We start from the raw sequence: 13,320 nt of genomic DNA, 5'->3' as shown, positions 1-13,320 counted from the left end.
TCTAACGTGCTGGAAAATAAAGATGTTGAAGATGTGGCGATCTCTCAGGAGCCGCAGAACGCCAACGTGCCGATGCCCAGTCTTGAGCAGGCAAATCAGGCGTTAGTCGCCCGCAGCGGCGGCCAGGAGTATGCGCCGCACGTCATCAGTACGCCGCTGGCGTTCCTGATAAAGAGCGCGCTGAATACCAACATCTTCGGCGAACCAGGCTGGCAGGGCACCGGCTGGCGCGCAGGCCGCGACCTGCAGCGCAAGGATATCGGCGGGAAAACCGGTACCACCAACAGTTCGAAAGATGCCTGGTTCTCCGGCTACGGCCCGGGCGTCGTGACCTCGGTGTGGATTGGCTTTGACGATCACCGTCGCGATCTGGGTCGGACAACGGCGTCAGGCGCCATAAAAGATCAGATCTCCGGCTACGAAGGCGGTGCCAAGAGCGCGCAACCGGCGTGGGATGCCTTTATGAAAATCGTGCTTGAGGGTGTCCCGGAACAGCCGCTGACGCCGCCAGCGGGCGTGGTGACGGTCAATATCGACCGCAGCACCGGGCAGCTCGCCAACGGCGGCAACAGCCGTGAAGAGTACTTCATTGAAGGCACGCAGCCGACGCAACAGGCGGTGCATGAGGTGGGAACCACGCTTATCGATAACGGCGAGACCCACGAGCTGTTCTGATCAAAAAAGGCGCCACGGCGCCTTTTTTATTGGATTACAGTCTTCCCTGCGCCTGTAGCCACTCACGAAACAGGAACAGCGCGCTAACGTTGCGGGCTTCGTTGAAGTCCGGGTCCTCAAGCAAATCCATCAAATGCGCAAGCGGCCAGCGAACCTGCGGCAGCGGTTCAGGCTCATCGCCAGGCAGGGATTCCGGGTAGAGGTTTTCCGCGACTACAATATTCATTTTGCTGGAGAAGTACGAGGGCGCCATGCCGAGCTTGCGCAGGAACGTCATCTCGTTTGCGCCAAAGCCGACTTCCTCTTTCAGCTCGCGGTTAGCGGCTTCAAACACGCTCTCGCCCGGGTCGATAAGCCCTTTGGAGAACCCAAGCTCATAGGATTCCGTGCCAACGGCGTATTCACGGATAAGAATCAGATGATCGTCAATAATCGGCACAATCATCACGGCTTCACGCGTGGAAGGACGCATGCGCTCATACACACGACGCTCGCCATTACTGAATTCCAGGTCCACACTTTCAACGGTAAACAGTCGGGAACGGGCAACCGCTTCAACATTCAGAATAGTGGGTTTTTTTAGTGGTTTATCCATAGTGCCGGGTCTTTGCTGTGGAAACAGGGTAATTGTGCGACATACCGCACGGTTTCGGCAATTCTTATCATCTGATATTTACATTTTTGCAACCTTTAACATCAACTCCTTTTTTAGACAAAAAGTCAAGAGGTTGCAAAGGTTTTGAGAATTTGCTGATATTCCCCTGCATCGACCTTTGATACTCTTAAACGTTGCTTCAGAATGTAGGTAACGTTCTGGGTAACACGTGCCGATAGCTAACTACGGGCTCACGTTCAGCGTTAATGGTCAACCGACGAAACCTGTAAGAAAAAGTATGATGGGAAAAGCATGGGCACCTTTTTGATTTTTTTCGCTGCTATGCTGGCCTGCGCATTGCTTGCAGGGTGGTTATTCCGGTCGCGCGCGCAGCGTCGACGCCTCCCCTTGTTGCATGCCTTTGCCGGCGCAACAACCCGTAAGTTGACGGACGACGAACTCAGCGCGGTTGAAAGCTATCTCGACGGTTTGAACCGCATATTGCAGGTGCCGGCGTCTGGCGCCGCCGTGGCGCCAGATACCATGACGCTTAATGCGCAGAGCCACACCGTCTTTGCCATCACCCGTGCGATCACCCGCTATGGCATCACCACTGACGATCCACATAAATGGCGCTACTTCCTCGACGCTGTCGAAGTCCATTTGCCCCCCTTCTGGGAACAGTACATCACGGATGAAAACAGCGTTGAGCTGATCCACACCGACGCGATGCCGCTGATTATTTCGCTAAACGGCCACACGCTTCGCGATCACAAACAGGAATCCCGCGGCTACGCGCTGGAGCAGCGCTCTGCCACACAGGCCTCCATTCGCGGTGAAGAGAGCGAGCAGATAGAGCTGCTGAACATTCGCCAGGAAACCCACGAAGAGTACGCGCTTGGCCGTCCTGACGGTCTGCGTGAAGCGCTGCTGGTCGTCGGCGCCTTCGTGTTGTTCTACTGCGGCCTGATAGCCCCGGACGTTTTTGCGCCGTGGCTGGTCGGCGGCGCTACCTTACTGCTGGCGGCGGGCCTGTGGGGGCTGTTCGCCCCGCCGTCCAAAACGGCGCTACGTGAAATCCACTGTCTGCGCGGTACGCCAAAACGCTGGGGTCTGTTCGGTGAAAACGATCAGGAACAGATTAACAATATTTCGCTCGGCATTATCGATCTCATCTACCCGCGCCACTGGCAGCCGTATATTGCGCAGGATCTCGGCCAGCAGACGGATATCGATATCTACCTCGACAGGCATGTCGTGCGTCAGGGACGCTTTTTATCACTTCACGATGAGGTGAAAAACTTCCCGCTGCAGCACTGGTTACGCAGCGCCGTCATCGCCTGCGGCGCTCTGTTTATCGTCATTATGCTGTGGGTCAGCGTACCGCTCGGCATGCCGCTCAAATTTACCCTCTCGTGGCTTAAAGGCGCCCAGACCATTGAGGCCACCACGGTCAATCAACTGGAGAAAGCAGGCGTCAGAATTGGCGATACCCTGCACCTGAAGGGCACCGGGATGTGCAACATTCGCACGCCAGGCGCATGGACCGCCCAGGAAAACTCGCCATTCACCCCGTTTGACTGCTCACAGATAATCTGGAATGACGCCCCGCCGCTGCCGCTGCCGGAATCGGACACCGTGACCAAAGCCACGGCGCTGATGCAGGCGGTAAACCGTCAGCTGCACCCAAGCCCTGACGACAGTTCGCGCGTCAGCCCGGCCCTGCGTTCCGCCATTCAAAAATCAGGGATGGTACTACTGGATGACTTTGCCGACATCGTCCTGAAAACCCAGGATTTATGCGCAGGAGGAGACGAGTGCGCGCGGCTGAAAAACGCGCTGGTGAACCTCGGCAACACCCGCGACTGGGAGACGCTCACCAAGCGCGCCAGCGCCGGGAAGCTTGACGGCGTCAACGTGCTGCTGCGCCCGGTCAGCGCCGAGTCGCTGGAAAATCTGGTCGCCACCTCAACTGCGCCGTTCGTGATGCGGGAGACCGCGCGCGCAGCCCAGGCGCTCAATAGCCCGGCGCCAGGCGGTTTTCTTATCAGCAGCGATGAGGGCAGCGATTTAGTGTCGCAACCGTGGCCTGCGGTGTCGCTATACGATTACCCGGCCCATGAGCAATGGGGCGAATTTCAGCGACTGGCGGGGATGCTGATGCACACGCCGTTCAGCGCCGAAGGCATTGTGACCGGCGTCTACACCGACGCCAACGGCACGCAGCATATCAACCTGCACCGTATTCTCGACAGAGCGGGTCTGTGGCGCTATCTCGGCACCACGCTGCTGATGCTGGCGATGCTGGTGTGCGCCGCCTGGAACGGCGTGCTGGCGCTTCGCCGCTACCAGCGTCATCGCGAACGCCTGGCGGAAATCCAGAAGTACTACGACAACTGTATGAATCCGGTGCTTATCCCATCGCCCGACGCACTGCATTCGGACACGCTCGATCGCTGACCCCGGACTCCTGAAGCGCGGCAGGTTGTGATACCCTGTCGCGCAGTTCTTCCGCGGAGGTTTAGCATGCATCTGAATATTGCCTGGCAAGAGGTCGATACCGTTCTGCTTGATATGGACGGCACCCTACTCGATCTCGCGTTCGATAACTATTTCTGGCAAAAGCTGGTGCCGGAAACCTACGGCGCGCGGCTCGGTATTACCCCGCAGGAAGCCCAGCTGGCTATCCGCCAGGAGTATCACGCCGTGCAGCATACGCTAAACTGGTACTGCCTGGATTACTGGAGCGAGCGTCTGGGGCTGGATATCTGCGCGATGACGACCCGGGAAGGGCCGCGCGCCGTTCTGCGCGACGACACCGTACCGTTTCTCGATGCCCTGAAAATCTGCGGTAAGAAACGTATTTTGCTCACCAACGCGCACCCGCATAATCTCGCGGTGAAGCTGGAGCATACCGGGCTTGCCTCGCACCTTGATTTATTGCTTTCCACCCACACATTTGGTTATCCGAAAGAGGATCAGCGTTTGTGGCAGGCGGTGGCGTCTGAAACCGGTCTCAACGCAGACAAGACGCTGTTTATAGACGACAGCGAACCGATTCTTGATGCCGCAGCCCAGTTTGGCATTCGTTACTGCCTGGGCGTCACCAACCCGGACTCGGGGCTGGCGGAAAAGACCTACCAACGTCACCCGGGGTTAAATGATTATCGCCGCCTGATCCCTGCGCTCAGGTGAAGGAACCGTCATGAATGACAAACCCGCCGAGGCCGTACGTCTCGACAAATGGCTTTGGGCCGCCCGGTTTTATAAAACCCGCGCGGTCGCTCGCGAGATGATCGAGGGCGGAAAGGTGCACTACAACGGCCAGCGCAGCAAGCCCAGTAAAGTGGTGGAGATGAATGCAACGTTGACCCTTCGCCAGGGAAATGATGAACGTACGGTGGTGATTAAAGGCATCACCGAGCAGCGCCGTCCGGCAAACGAAGCCGTGCTGTTATATGAAGAAACGGCACAAAGCATTGAGAAAAGGGAAAAAATGGCGCTGGCGCGCAAAATGAACGCGCTCACCATGCCGCACCCTGACCGTCGCCCGGACAAAAAAGAGCGCCGCGACCTGATGAGATTTAAATCTGGAAACAGTGAATAACTGGCTCCCTGAGAGAGAAAATGATGATTCAACACGATCAAGTACATCGCTATCTGTTTGAAAACGTTGCCGTACGCGGCGAGCTGGTGACCGTATCGGAAACACTGGACCAGATTCTGGCCAACCACAGCTACCCACAGCCGGTGAAAAACGTGCTGGCGGAACTGCTGGTGGCCACCAGCCTGCTGACCGCCACCCTGAAATTCGCAGGCGATATCACCGTACAGCTGCAGGGCGACGGCCCCATGTCGCTGGCGGTGATTAACGGCAACCACAACCAGCAGCTGCGCGGCGTGGCGCGAATTCAGGGCGACATTCCACCGGATGCATCGCTGAAAACGCTGGTCGGCAACGGCTTTCTGGTCATCACCATCGCGCCGGAAGAAGGCGAGCGCTACCAGGGCGTCGTCGGTCTGGAAGGCGATACCCTTGCGGCCTGTCTGGAAGACTACTTCATGCGCTCCGAGCAGTTGCCGACGCGCCTGATTATCCGTACTGGCGAACACGACGGTAAACCTGCGGCAGGCGGTATGCTGTTGCAGGTCATGCCAGCGCAAAACGCGCAGACGCAGGATTTTGAACACCTGGCGACGCTAACGGAAACCCTCAAAGCCGAAGAGCTGTTTACGCTACCGGCCAACGATGTGCTGTGGCGCCTGTATCATGAAGAGGAAGTGACGGTTTACGATCCGCAGTCCGTTGAGTTCAAGTGCACCTGCTCACGCGAGCGCTGCGCCGATGCGCTGAAAACGCTGCCGGATGAAGAGGTTGACAGCATCCTCGCCGATGATGGCGAGATAGACATGCACTGCGACTACTGCGGCAGCCACTACGTGTTTAACGCGATGGATATCGCCGAAATCCGTAACAATGCCTCCCCGGCGGACCCGCAGATCCACTAAGCTTCTGTCCTGCGGCATGCCTACCCTTCTCCCGCCCGGGAGAAGGGGTTATTCCTCCCCCCGCGATCTGAATCGATTTTCCCTGAAAGAGTTACGTTATTTTTTTTCAGGAATGCGATTGCATTCACATTAATGCAGTTATTTAAACCAATCCTTAACCATTTAAGAACATTTCCCCCAAATAAAGCGCCATTCCTGACATAATCTGTCTCCTTCAAGACAGGAGTCACAGAGTTTTTCGTAAGTACGCGGTTTTTCCGGATACGTAAATCTATGAGCCTGGTCGCGGTCAATCGACCCATGACAACCCTACAATCATTAGCAGTACATATTGGCTAAGGAGCAGTGAAATGCGCGTTAAAGGTATAACCCCGCAGGATCTCAAGGCTTATGGAATCAACGACGTTCAGGATATCGTCTACAACCCCGACTACGATACGTTGTATCAGGAAGAGCTCAATCCCAACCTGGAAGGTTACGAGCGCGGTGTGTTGACGAATCTTGGTGCTATCGCCGTCGACACCGGTATTTTTACCGGCCGTTCGCCGAAAGATAAGTATATTGTCCGCGATGACACGACCCGGGATACCGTGTGGTGGTCAGATAAAGGCAAAGGAAAGAACGATAACAAACCGCTCTCTCCGGAGACCTGGCAGCACCTGAAACACCAGGTGACGCATCAGCTTTCCGGCAAGCGACTGTTTATCGTCGACGCTTACTGTGGCGCAAACGCCGACACGCGTCTGTGCGTACGTTTTATCACTGAGGTGGCCTGGCAGGCGCACTTCGTGAAAAATATGTTCATTCGTCCAACCGACGAAGAGCTGGCAACATTCAAGCCGGATTTCGTGGTGATGAACGGCGCGAAATGCGTTAACCCGAAATGGCAGGAGCAGGGCCTGAACTCCGAAAACTTCGTGGCCTTCAACCTGACCGAGCGAATTCAGCTCATCGGCGGCACCTGGTACGGCGGCGAAATGAAAAAAGGGATGTTCTCGATCATGAACTACCTGCTGCCGCTGAAAGGCATCGCGTCGATGCACTGTTCCGCTAACGTCGGCGAGAAAGGCGACGTGGCGGTGTTCTTCGGGCTCTCCGGCACCGGTAAAACCACCCTGTCTACCGACCCGAAACGTCGCCTGATCGGCGATGACGAACACGGCTGGGATGATGACGGCGTGTTTAACTTCGAAGGCGGTTGCTACGCGAAGACCATCCGTCTGTCAGAAGAAGCGGAACCGGACATCTATCACGCCATCCGCCGCGATGCGCTGCTGGAAAACGTCACCGTGCTGGCCGACGGCACCATCGATTTCGATGATGCGTCTAAAACCGAAAACACCCGCGTCTCTTACCCGATTTATCACATCGACAACATCGTTAAGCCGGTGTCGAAAGCCGGTCACGCGACGAAGGTGATTTTCCTGACCGCTGACGCCTTCGGCGTACTGCCGCCGGTTTCCCGCCTGACGGCAAACCAGACGCAGTACCACTTCCTGTCTGGCTTTACCGCGAAGCTTGCGGGTACCGAGCGCGGCGTCACCGAGCCGACGCCGACCTTCTCCGCCTGCTTTGGCGCGGCGTTCCTCTCCCTGCACCCGACCCAGTATGCAGAAGTGCTGGTGAAGCGTATGCAGGCGTCCGGCGCGCAGGCCTACCTGGTGAACACCGGCTGGAACGGTACCGGCAAACGTATCTCCATCAAAGATACTCGCGCCATTATCGATGCCATTCTGGATGGTTCTCTGGATAACGCCGAAACCTTTACTCTGCCGATGTTTGATCTGGCAATCCCGACAGCGTTGCCGGGCGTGGATGCGCATATCCTCGACCCTCGCAACACCTACGGTTCACCGGAGCAGTGGCGTGAGAAAGCACAGACGCTGGCGAAGCTGTTTATTGAGAACTTTGAGAAGTATACCGATACCCCGGCAGGTGAAGCGCTGGTGAGTGCGGGTCCGAAACTGTAAAAAATGTGTCGGGTGGCGCCAGGCTACCCGACAGACAGTGCAAACACAGGCCGGGTAGGCGAGACGCCGCCCGGCCTTTTTTTTAACTTTCCTTCGTCTGCCCCTGCACCTTCGCGACAGGCACCGGCAGCCAGGCGCGAATCAACAGACCGCCCCGCAGGCTGGTATCAATTTCCAGCAGGCCGTTATGGTTGTCGATAATGCGCTGTACAATCGCCAGCCCCAGACCGGTACCGCTGGTGCTACGGGCGCTGTCGCCACGTACAAACGGCTGGAACAGATGCTTACGCTGCTCAGGCTTGATGCCAGGGCCATCGTCTTCCACCTGGAACCAAACGCGATTAAGCTCGCGACCGCTGCTGACTTTAATCCACCCGTTACCATAGCGCGCGGCATTCACCACCATATTGGCGACGGCGCGTTTAATGGACAGCGGATGCATACGCACGGGAATGTCGCCCGGTTGAAGCTCGGTTTCAATTTCCCGCTCATAGCCGCTTTCCGCCGCCACCACTTCACCCAGCACCGCATTGAGATCCGCAAGCTCCATCGGCATCTCCTGGCCGGTGCGCAGGTAGTCGATGAACTGCTCGATAATGGCGTTACACTCTTCGATGTCTTTGTTAATCGACTCCGCGAGATAGCCATCCTCTTCGCCCATCATCTCGGTTGCCAGACGAATACGCGTCAGCGGCGTACGCAGGTCATGGCTGACCCCCGCCATCAGCAGGGTGCGATCGTCCGCCAGCTGCTTCACGCCCGCAGCCATGTGGTTAAAGGCCCGGGTCACGGAACGCACCTCGGAGGCGCCATACTCGCGCAACGGCGGCGGGATAATGCCTTTACCGACCTGCAGCGCTGCGTGCTCCAGGTCGACCAATGGTCGGTTTTGGATTCGAATAAACAGCCACGCGCCGCCGATAGCCAATAGCATAATCGCCAGCGTATAGCGGAACAGCGGCGAGAAGTCGCCCTGATGGATCTCGGTCAGCGGTACGCGCACCCAGATATTGGGCGACAGCCAGGTTTTCAGCCACACCACTGGCGAGCTCTTGTTGACCTCAACGCGGACTTCCGTCGGGCCGCCCAGCTGCTGCGCCATCTGCTGGCTTAAAAATTCATAGTGCTGCGCCCAGCGCAGCCCTGCATCTTCCGCCGCTTCATCGGAATAGAGCGAAATGCCCAGCTCGCGGTAGATCTCGCGGCGAAACGCCGGCGGCACCACCAGCTGCGTACCGTCCTCCAGTTGCAGCTTATCGGTCATCAGCATACGGACTTCGTACGCCAACACCTTATTAAACTGCTGGAGGCTCGGCAGAATGGCGAAGTTCAGCACCACAAGATAGGTCGTCACCAGGCTGACGAACAGCAGGGTGACGATAAGCAGCAAGGTACGAGCAAACGAACTTCGCGGCGAGAAGCGCATTCGCCTCATGCTTTAGCGCCGTCCGGTACGAAGACGTAGCCCAGGCCCCACACGGTCTGGATATAGCGCGGATGCGCAGGATCCTCCTCCACCATACGGCGCAGTCGGGAGATTTGCACGTCAATGGAGCGCTCCATCGCGGAGTATTCTCGACCGCGCGCCAGGTTCATCAACTTGTCGCGAGACAGCGGTTCGCGCGGATGGCTGACCAACGCTTTCAGAACGGCGAATTCGCCGCTGGTGAGCGGCATCGGCTCATCCTCACGGAACATTTCGCGGGTGCCGAGGTTAAGCTTGAACTTACCGAAAGCGATAACCGCTTCTTCCTGCGACGGCGCACCCGGCAGTTCGTTAGCCTGACGGCGCAGCACAGCCCGAATACGCGCCAGCAACTCACGCGGGTTAAACGGTTTTGGAATATAGTCATCGGCGCCGATTTCGAGACCGACGATACGGTCAACCTCTTCGCCCTTCGCGGTCACCATAATGATCGGCATCGGGTTGCTCTGGCTACGCAGACGGCGGCAAATGGACAGCCCGTCTTCGCCAGGCAGCATCAGATCCAGCACCATCAGATGGAAAGATTCGCGGGTCAACAGGCGGTCCATTTGTTCCGCGTTCGCCACACTTCGAACCTGGAAGCCCTGCTCGGTCAGGTAACGCTCGAGTAACGCACGCAGACGCATGTCGTCATCAACAACCAGAATCTTATAATTCTCTTGCATTGTTTTTACTCCCAAAGGTTCATAACAATCATGAGTGCGTATTCTCAAAAAAGCGTACGCCGCGCTCCAGCTAAATCTGGTATAAATTCTAGCCGAAATTGTTACAAAGCATATTTAACAGCAGCTTATCTGTACATTTCATCACAATAAACCATTTTTCACTCAACTGGATTATGATGTGAGACGTATTGTGCGCAAGTTCAGGCAGCAGAAGGTAACGGAACACGATGAAAACGCCGCTGATTACCCGTGAGGGTTACGAAAAACTCAAGAAAGAACTGGACTATCTCTGGCGCGAAGAGCGCCCGGAGGTGACGAAAAAAGTCACCTGGGCGGCAAGTCTTGGCGATCGCAGCGAAAACGCTGACTACCAGTACAACAAAAAGCGCCTGCGCGAAATTGACCGCCGGGTACGCTACCTGACCAAGTGTCTGGAACATCTGAAAATTGTCGATTACTCCCCGCAGCAGGAAGGCAAAGTCTTCTTCGGCGCCTGGGTGGAGATCGAAAACGACGACGGCGATATCAAGCGCTTTCGCATCGTCGGTTACGATGAAATTTTTGGCCAAAAAGACTACATTTCTATCGATTCCCCGATGGCGCGGGCGCTGCTCAAAAAAGAGGTGGGCGATCTGGCGACCGTACAGACCCCGGGCGGCGAAGCGACCTGGTATGTGAATGACATCGAATATGTGAAGTAACCCGTCCGGAACACGCCGGTTGCCACCCCGGACGGCTGGCATTTTTGTCAGTCAGTCCGTATAACTATCCCCTGATTTTCGATCCACAAGATGAAAAATAGCCATGATGAATGATTCGCTCTGCCGCATTATTGCGGGTGAACTTCAGGCCAGAAACGAACAGGTAGAAGCTGCCGTTCGCTTGCTTGATGAAGGGAACACCGTGCCGTTTATCGCACGTTATCGTAAGGAAGTGACCGGTGGTCTGGACGACACGCAGTTGCGTAACCTGGAGACCCGTCTGGGTTATCTGCGCGAACTGGAAGACCGACGTCAGGCGATCCTCAAATCGATTGGCGAGCAGGGCAAACTCACCAGCGATCTGGAAAAAGCCATTAACGGCACCCTGAGCAAAACCGAATTAGAAGATCTCTATCTGCCGTATAAACCGAAGCGCCGCACGCGCGGGCAGATTGCGATTGAAGTGGGCCTTGAGCCGCTGGCCGACCTGCTGTGGAACGAGCCCTCCCACGATCCGGACGCCGAAGCGGCAAACTATATCAACGCCGACAACGGCGTCGCTGACGTCAAAGCCGCGCTTGATGGCGCCCGCTACATCCTGATGGAGCGTTTTGCCGAAGATGCGGCCCTGCTGGCGAAAGTGCGCGACTACCTGTGGAAGAACGCGCATCTGGTCGCCGCCGTGGTCGCGGGTAAAGAGGACGAAGGCGCGAAGTTCCGCGACTACTTCGATCACCATGAACCGATCGCCACCGTCCCGTCGCACCGCGCGCTGGCAATGTTCCGCGGGCGCAATGAAGGCGTGCTGCAGCTGTCGCTGAACCCTGATCCGCAGTTCGATGAGCCACCGAAAGAGAGCCACTGCGAGCAGATCATCATCGACCACCTCGGCCTGCGCCTGAACAACGCCCCGGCGGACGGATGGCGTCGCAGCGTGGTGAGCTGGACCTGGCGCATTAAAGTGCTGATGCACCTGGAAACCGAACTGATGGGCACCGTGCGCGAGCGCGCGGAGGATGAGGCGATCAACGTCTTCGCCCGCAACCTGCATGACCTGCTGATGGCCGCCCCCGCCGGGCTACGCGCCACCATGGGCCTCGATCCGGGTCTGCGTACCGGCGTGAAGGTGGCGGTGGTCGATGCGACCGGCAAACTGGTGGCGACCGACACTATTTATCCGCACACCGGCCAGGCGGCCAAAGCGGCAGTGGTCGTCGCCGCGCTGTGCGAAAAATATAACGTGGAGCTGGTGGCGATCGGTAACGGTACTGCCTCGCGCGAAACCGAGCGTTTTTACCTCGACGTGCAAAAGCAGTTCCCAAAGGTCACGGCGCAAAAGGTTATCGTCAGCGAAGCCGGCGCGTCGGTCTATTCCGCCTCCGAGCTCGCGGCGCTGGAGTTCCCGGACCTCGACGTCTCCCTGCGCGGCGCGGTGTCTATCGCCCGCCGTCTGCAGGATCCATTGGCGGAGCTGGTGAAGATCGACCCAAAATCGATCGGCGTGGGTCAGTACCAGCACGACGTCAGCCAGACGCAGCTCGCACGTAAGCTCGACGCGGTGGTGGAAGACTGCGTAAACGCCGTCGGCGTTGATCTCAATACCGCCTCTGTGCCGCTGCTGACCCGCGTGGCGGGGTTAACCCGCATGATGGCGCAGAATATCGTAGCGTGGCGTGATGATAACGGTCAGTTCCAGAACCGCCAGCAGTTACTGAAAGTGAGCCGTCTGGGGCCGAAAGCCTTCGAACAGTGCGCGGGCTTCCTGCGCATCAACCACGGCGACAACCCGCTCGACGCCTCAACCGTCCACCCGGAAGCTTATCCGGTGGTTGAACGCATCCTGGCCGCCACCCAGCAGGCGCTGAAAGACCTGATGGGCGACAACAGCGCGCTACGCAATCTGAAAGCGGTGGATTTTACCGACGACCGGTTCGGCGTCCCAACGGTCAGCGATATCATCAAAGAGCTGGAAAAACCGGGGCGCGACCCGCGTCCGGAATTCAAAACGGCGCAATTTGCTGACGGCGTGGAAACCATGAACGACCTGCTGCCGGGGATGGTGCTGGAAGGGGCGGTCACCAACGTCACCAACTTCGGCGCGTTCGTCGACATCGGCGTACACCAGGACGGCCTGGTGCATATCTCTTCCCTTGCCGACAAGTTTGTGGAAGATCCGCACACCGTCGTCAAAGCAGGCGATATCGTGAAGGTCAAAGTGCTGGAAGTCGACCTGCAGCGTAAGCGCATCGCTCTGACCATGCGTCTGGACGAACAGCCGGGCGACAGCAATGCGCGTCGTGGCGGCGGTTCACGCGAGCAAAACGGCGCGCGTCCGGCGGCAAAAGCGGCCAAACCGCGCGGTCGCGACGCCCAGCCAGCCGGAAATAGCGCGATGATGGATGCGTTATCCGCCGCGTTTGGTAAGAAGAAATAATCCACGCAGATAAGCCTTCTCATTATTGATGAGAAGGCTTAATTTTTCTCAATAATTCAGAAAACATTCACGTTCCACGCCGCAATAAAACAGTCAGGCGCCACGCCTGACGCCATTAACATTCCGGCCAATTTCGCCGTCTGTCAAAAATTGAGCAATGTCAAAAGTCCTGCGGATTATTGGCCAATTCAACACTCCGTCACAGTTTATCGATTGAAGATAAAAACCATTCTCATTATCATTGTACCCATTGATGTTTTATCCTTTTTCCCGTTGGTATTACGT

10 protein-coding genes and 1 pseudogene are annotated in these 13,320 nt (G+C 57.1%); 8 read left to right on the top strand and 3 right to left on the bottom strand.

The features are described 5' to 3' along the window. Positions 1 to 675: pseudogene (mrcA, locus tag JO226_RS13355) on the top strand (peptidoglycan glycosyltransferase/peptidoglycan DD-transpeptidase MrcA); the annotation flags it as partial. Between the two features lie 34 nt (positions 676 to 709). On the opposite strand, the gene nudE reads toward mrcA, so the two are convergent. Next, positions 710 to 1,270, bottom strand: coding sequence for an ADP compounds hydrolase NudE (gene nudE / locus JO226_RS13350; protein ID WP_293592892.1), 561 nt, complete (start codon positions 1,268 to 1,270; stop codon positions 710 to 712). A gap of 312 nt (positions 1,271 to 1,582) precedes the next feature. Between nudE and JO226_RS13345 the strand changes: the two genes are divergently transcribed. The 5 genes from JO226_RS13345 to pckA all read left to right on the top strand — a co-directional run bounded on the left by JO226_RS13345 (position 1,583) and on the right by pckA (position 7,749). Next, entirely contained in the window at positions 1,583 to 3,730 is a 2,148-nt protein-coding gene (locus tag JO226_RS13345; RefSeq protein WP_293592890.1) for an intracellular growth attenuator family protein, read from the top strand. Between the two features lie 66 nt (positions 3,731 to 3,796). Next, positions 3,797 to 4,465 carry a GMP/IMP nucleotidase gene (gene yrfG / locus JO226_RS13340; RefSeq protein ID WP_293592888.1) on the top strand — a complete coding sequence of 223 codons (669 nt, stop codon included), beginning with the start codon at positions 3,797 to 3,799 and terminating at the stop codon, positions 4,463 to 4,465. Positions 4,466 to 4,475: 10 nt separating this feature from the next. Next, positions 4,476 to 4,877 (top strand): ribosome-associated heat shock protein Hsp15, encoded by a 402-nt coding sequence (gene hslR, locus JO226_RS13335; protein ID WP_293592886.1) that lies wholly within the window; start codon positions 4,476 to 4,478, stop codon positions 4,875 to 4,877. Between the two features lie 23 nt (positions 4,878 to 4,900). After that, positions 4,901 to 5,779: an Hsp33 family molecular chaperone HslO gene (gene hslO, locus JO226_RS13330; RefSeq protein WP_293592894.1), complete on the top strand. Its 879-nt coding sequence runs from the start codon at positions 4,901 to 4,903 to the stop codon at positions 5,777 to 5,779. 350 nt (positions 5,780 to 6,129) lie between these two features. Further along, positions 6,130 to 7,749 carry a phosphoenolpyruvate carboxykinase (ATP) gene (pckA, locus tag JO226_RS13325; protein WP_293592884.1) on the top strand — a complete coding sequence of 540 codons (1,620 nt, stop codon included), beginning with the start codon at positions 6,130 to 6,132 and terminating at the stop codon, positions 7,747 to 7,749. An 82-nt stretch (positions 7,750 to 7,831) separates the two neighbouring features. Here the strand turns inward: pckA and envZ are convergent, their stop codons facing one another. Further along, positions 7,832 to 9,184 (bottom strand): two-component system sensor histidine kinase EnvZ, encoded by a 1,353-nt coding sequence (gene envZ, locus JO226_RS13320; RefSeq protein WP_293592882.1) that lies wholly within the window; start codon positions 9,182 to 9,184, stop codon positions 7,832 to 7,834. Next, positions 9,181 to 9,900 (bottom strand): two-component system response regulator OmpR, encoded by a 720-nt coding sequence (gene ompR, locus JO226_RS13315; protein WP_006177890.1) that lies wholly within the window; start codon positions 9,898 to 9,900, stop codon positions 9,181 to 9,183. The genes envZ and ompR overlap by 4 nt, the downstream gene beginning before the upstream one ends. A 227-nt stretch (positions 9,901 to 10,127) precedes the next feature. Here ompR and greB point away from each other — a divergent pair, with 227 nt between their 5' ends. Next, complete coding sequence (greB, locus tag JO226_RS13310) at positions 10,128 to 10,601, top strand: transcription elongation factor GreB (protein ID WP_013364386.1); 474 nt, start codon at positions 10,128 to 10,130, stop codon at positions 10,599 to 10,601. A gap of 103 nt (positions 10,602 to 10,704) precedes the next feature. Beyond that, complete coding sequence (locus tag JO226_RS13305) at positions 10,705 to 13,035, top strand: Tex family protein (RefSeq protein WP_293592868.1); 2,331 nt, start codon at positions 10,705 to 10,707, stop codon at positions 13,033 to 13,035. Positions 13,036 to 13,320: the final 285 nt, after the last annotated feature.

This window comes from Pluralibacter sp. (assembly GCF_019237635.1).
Taxonomy (GTDB): Bacteria; Pseudomonadota; Gammaproteobacteria; order Enterobacterales; family Enterobacteriaceae; genus Enterobacter_B.
This window is presented reverse-complemented; position numbering and strand designations above follow the sequence as displayed.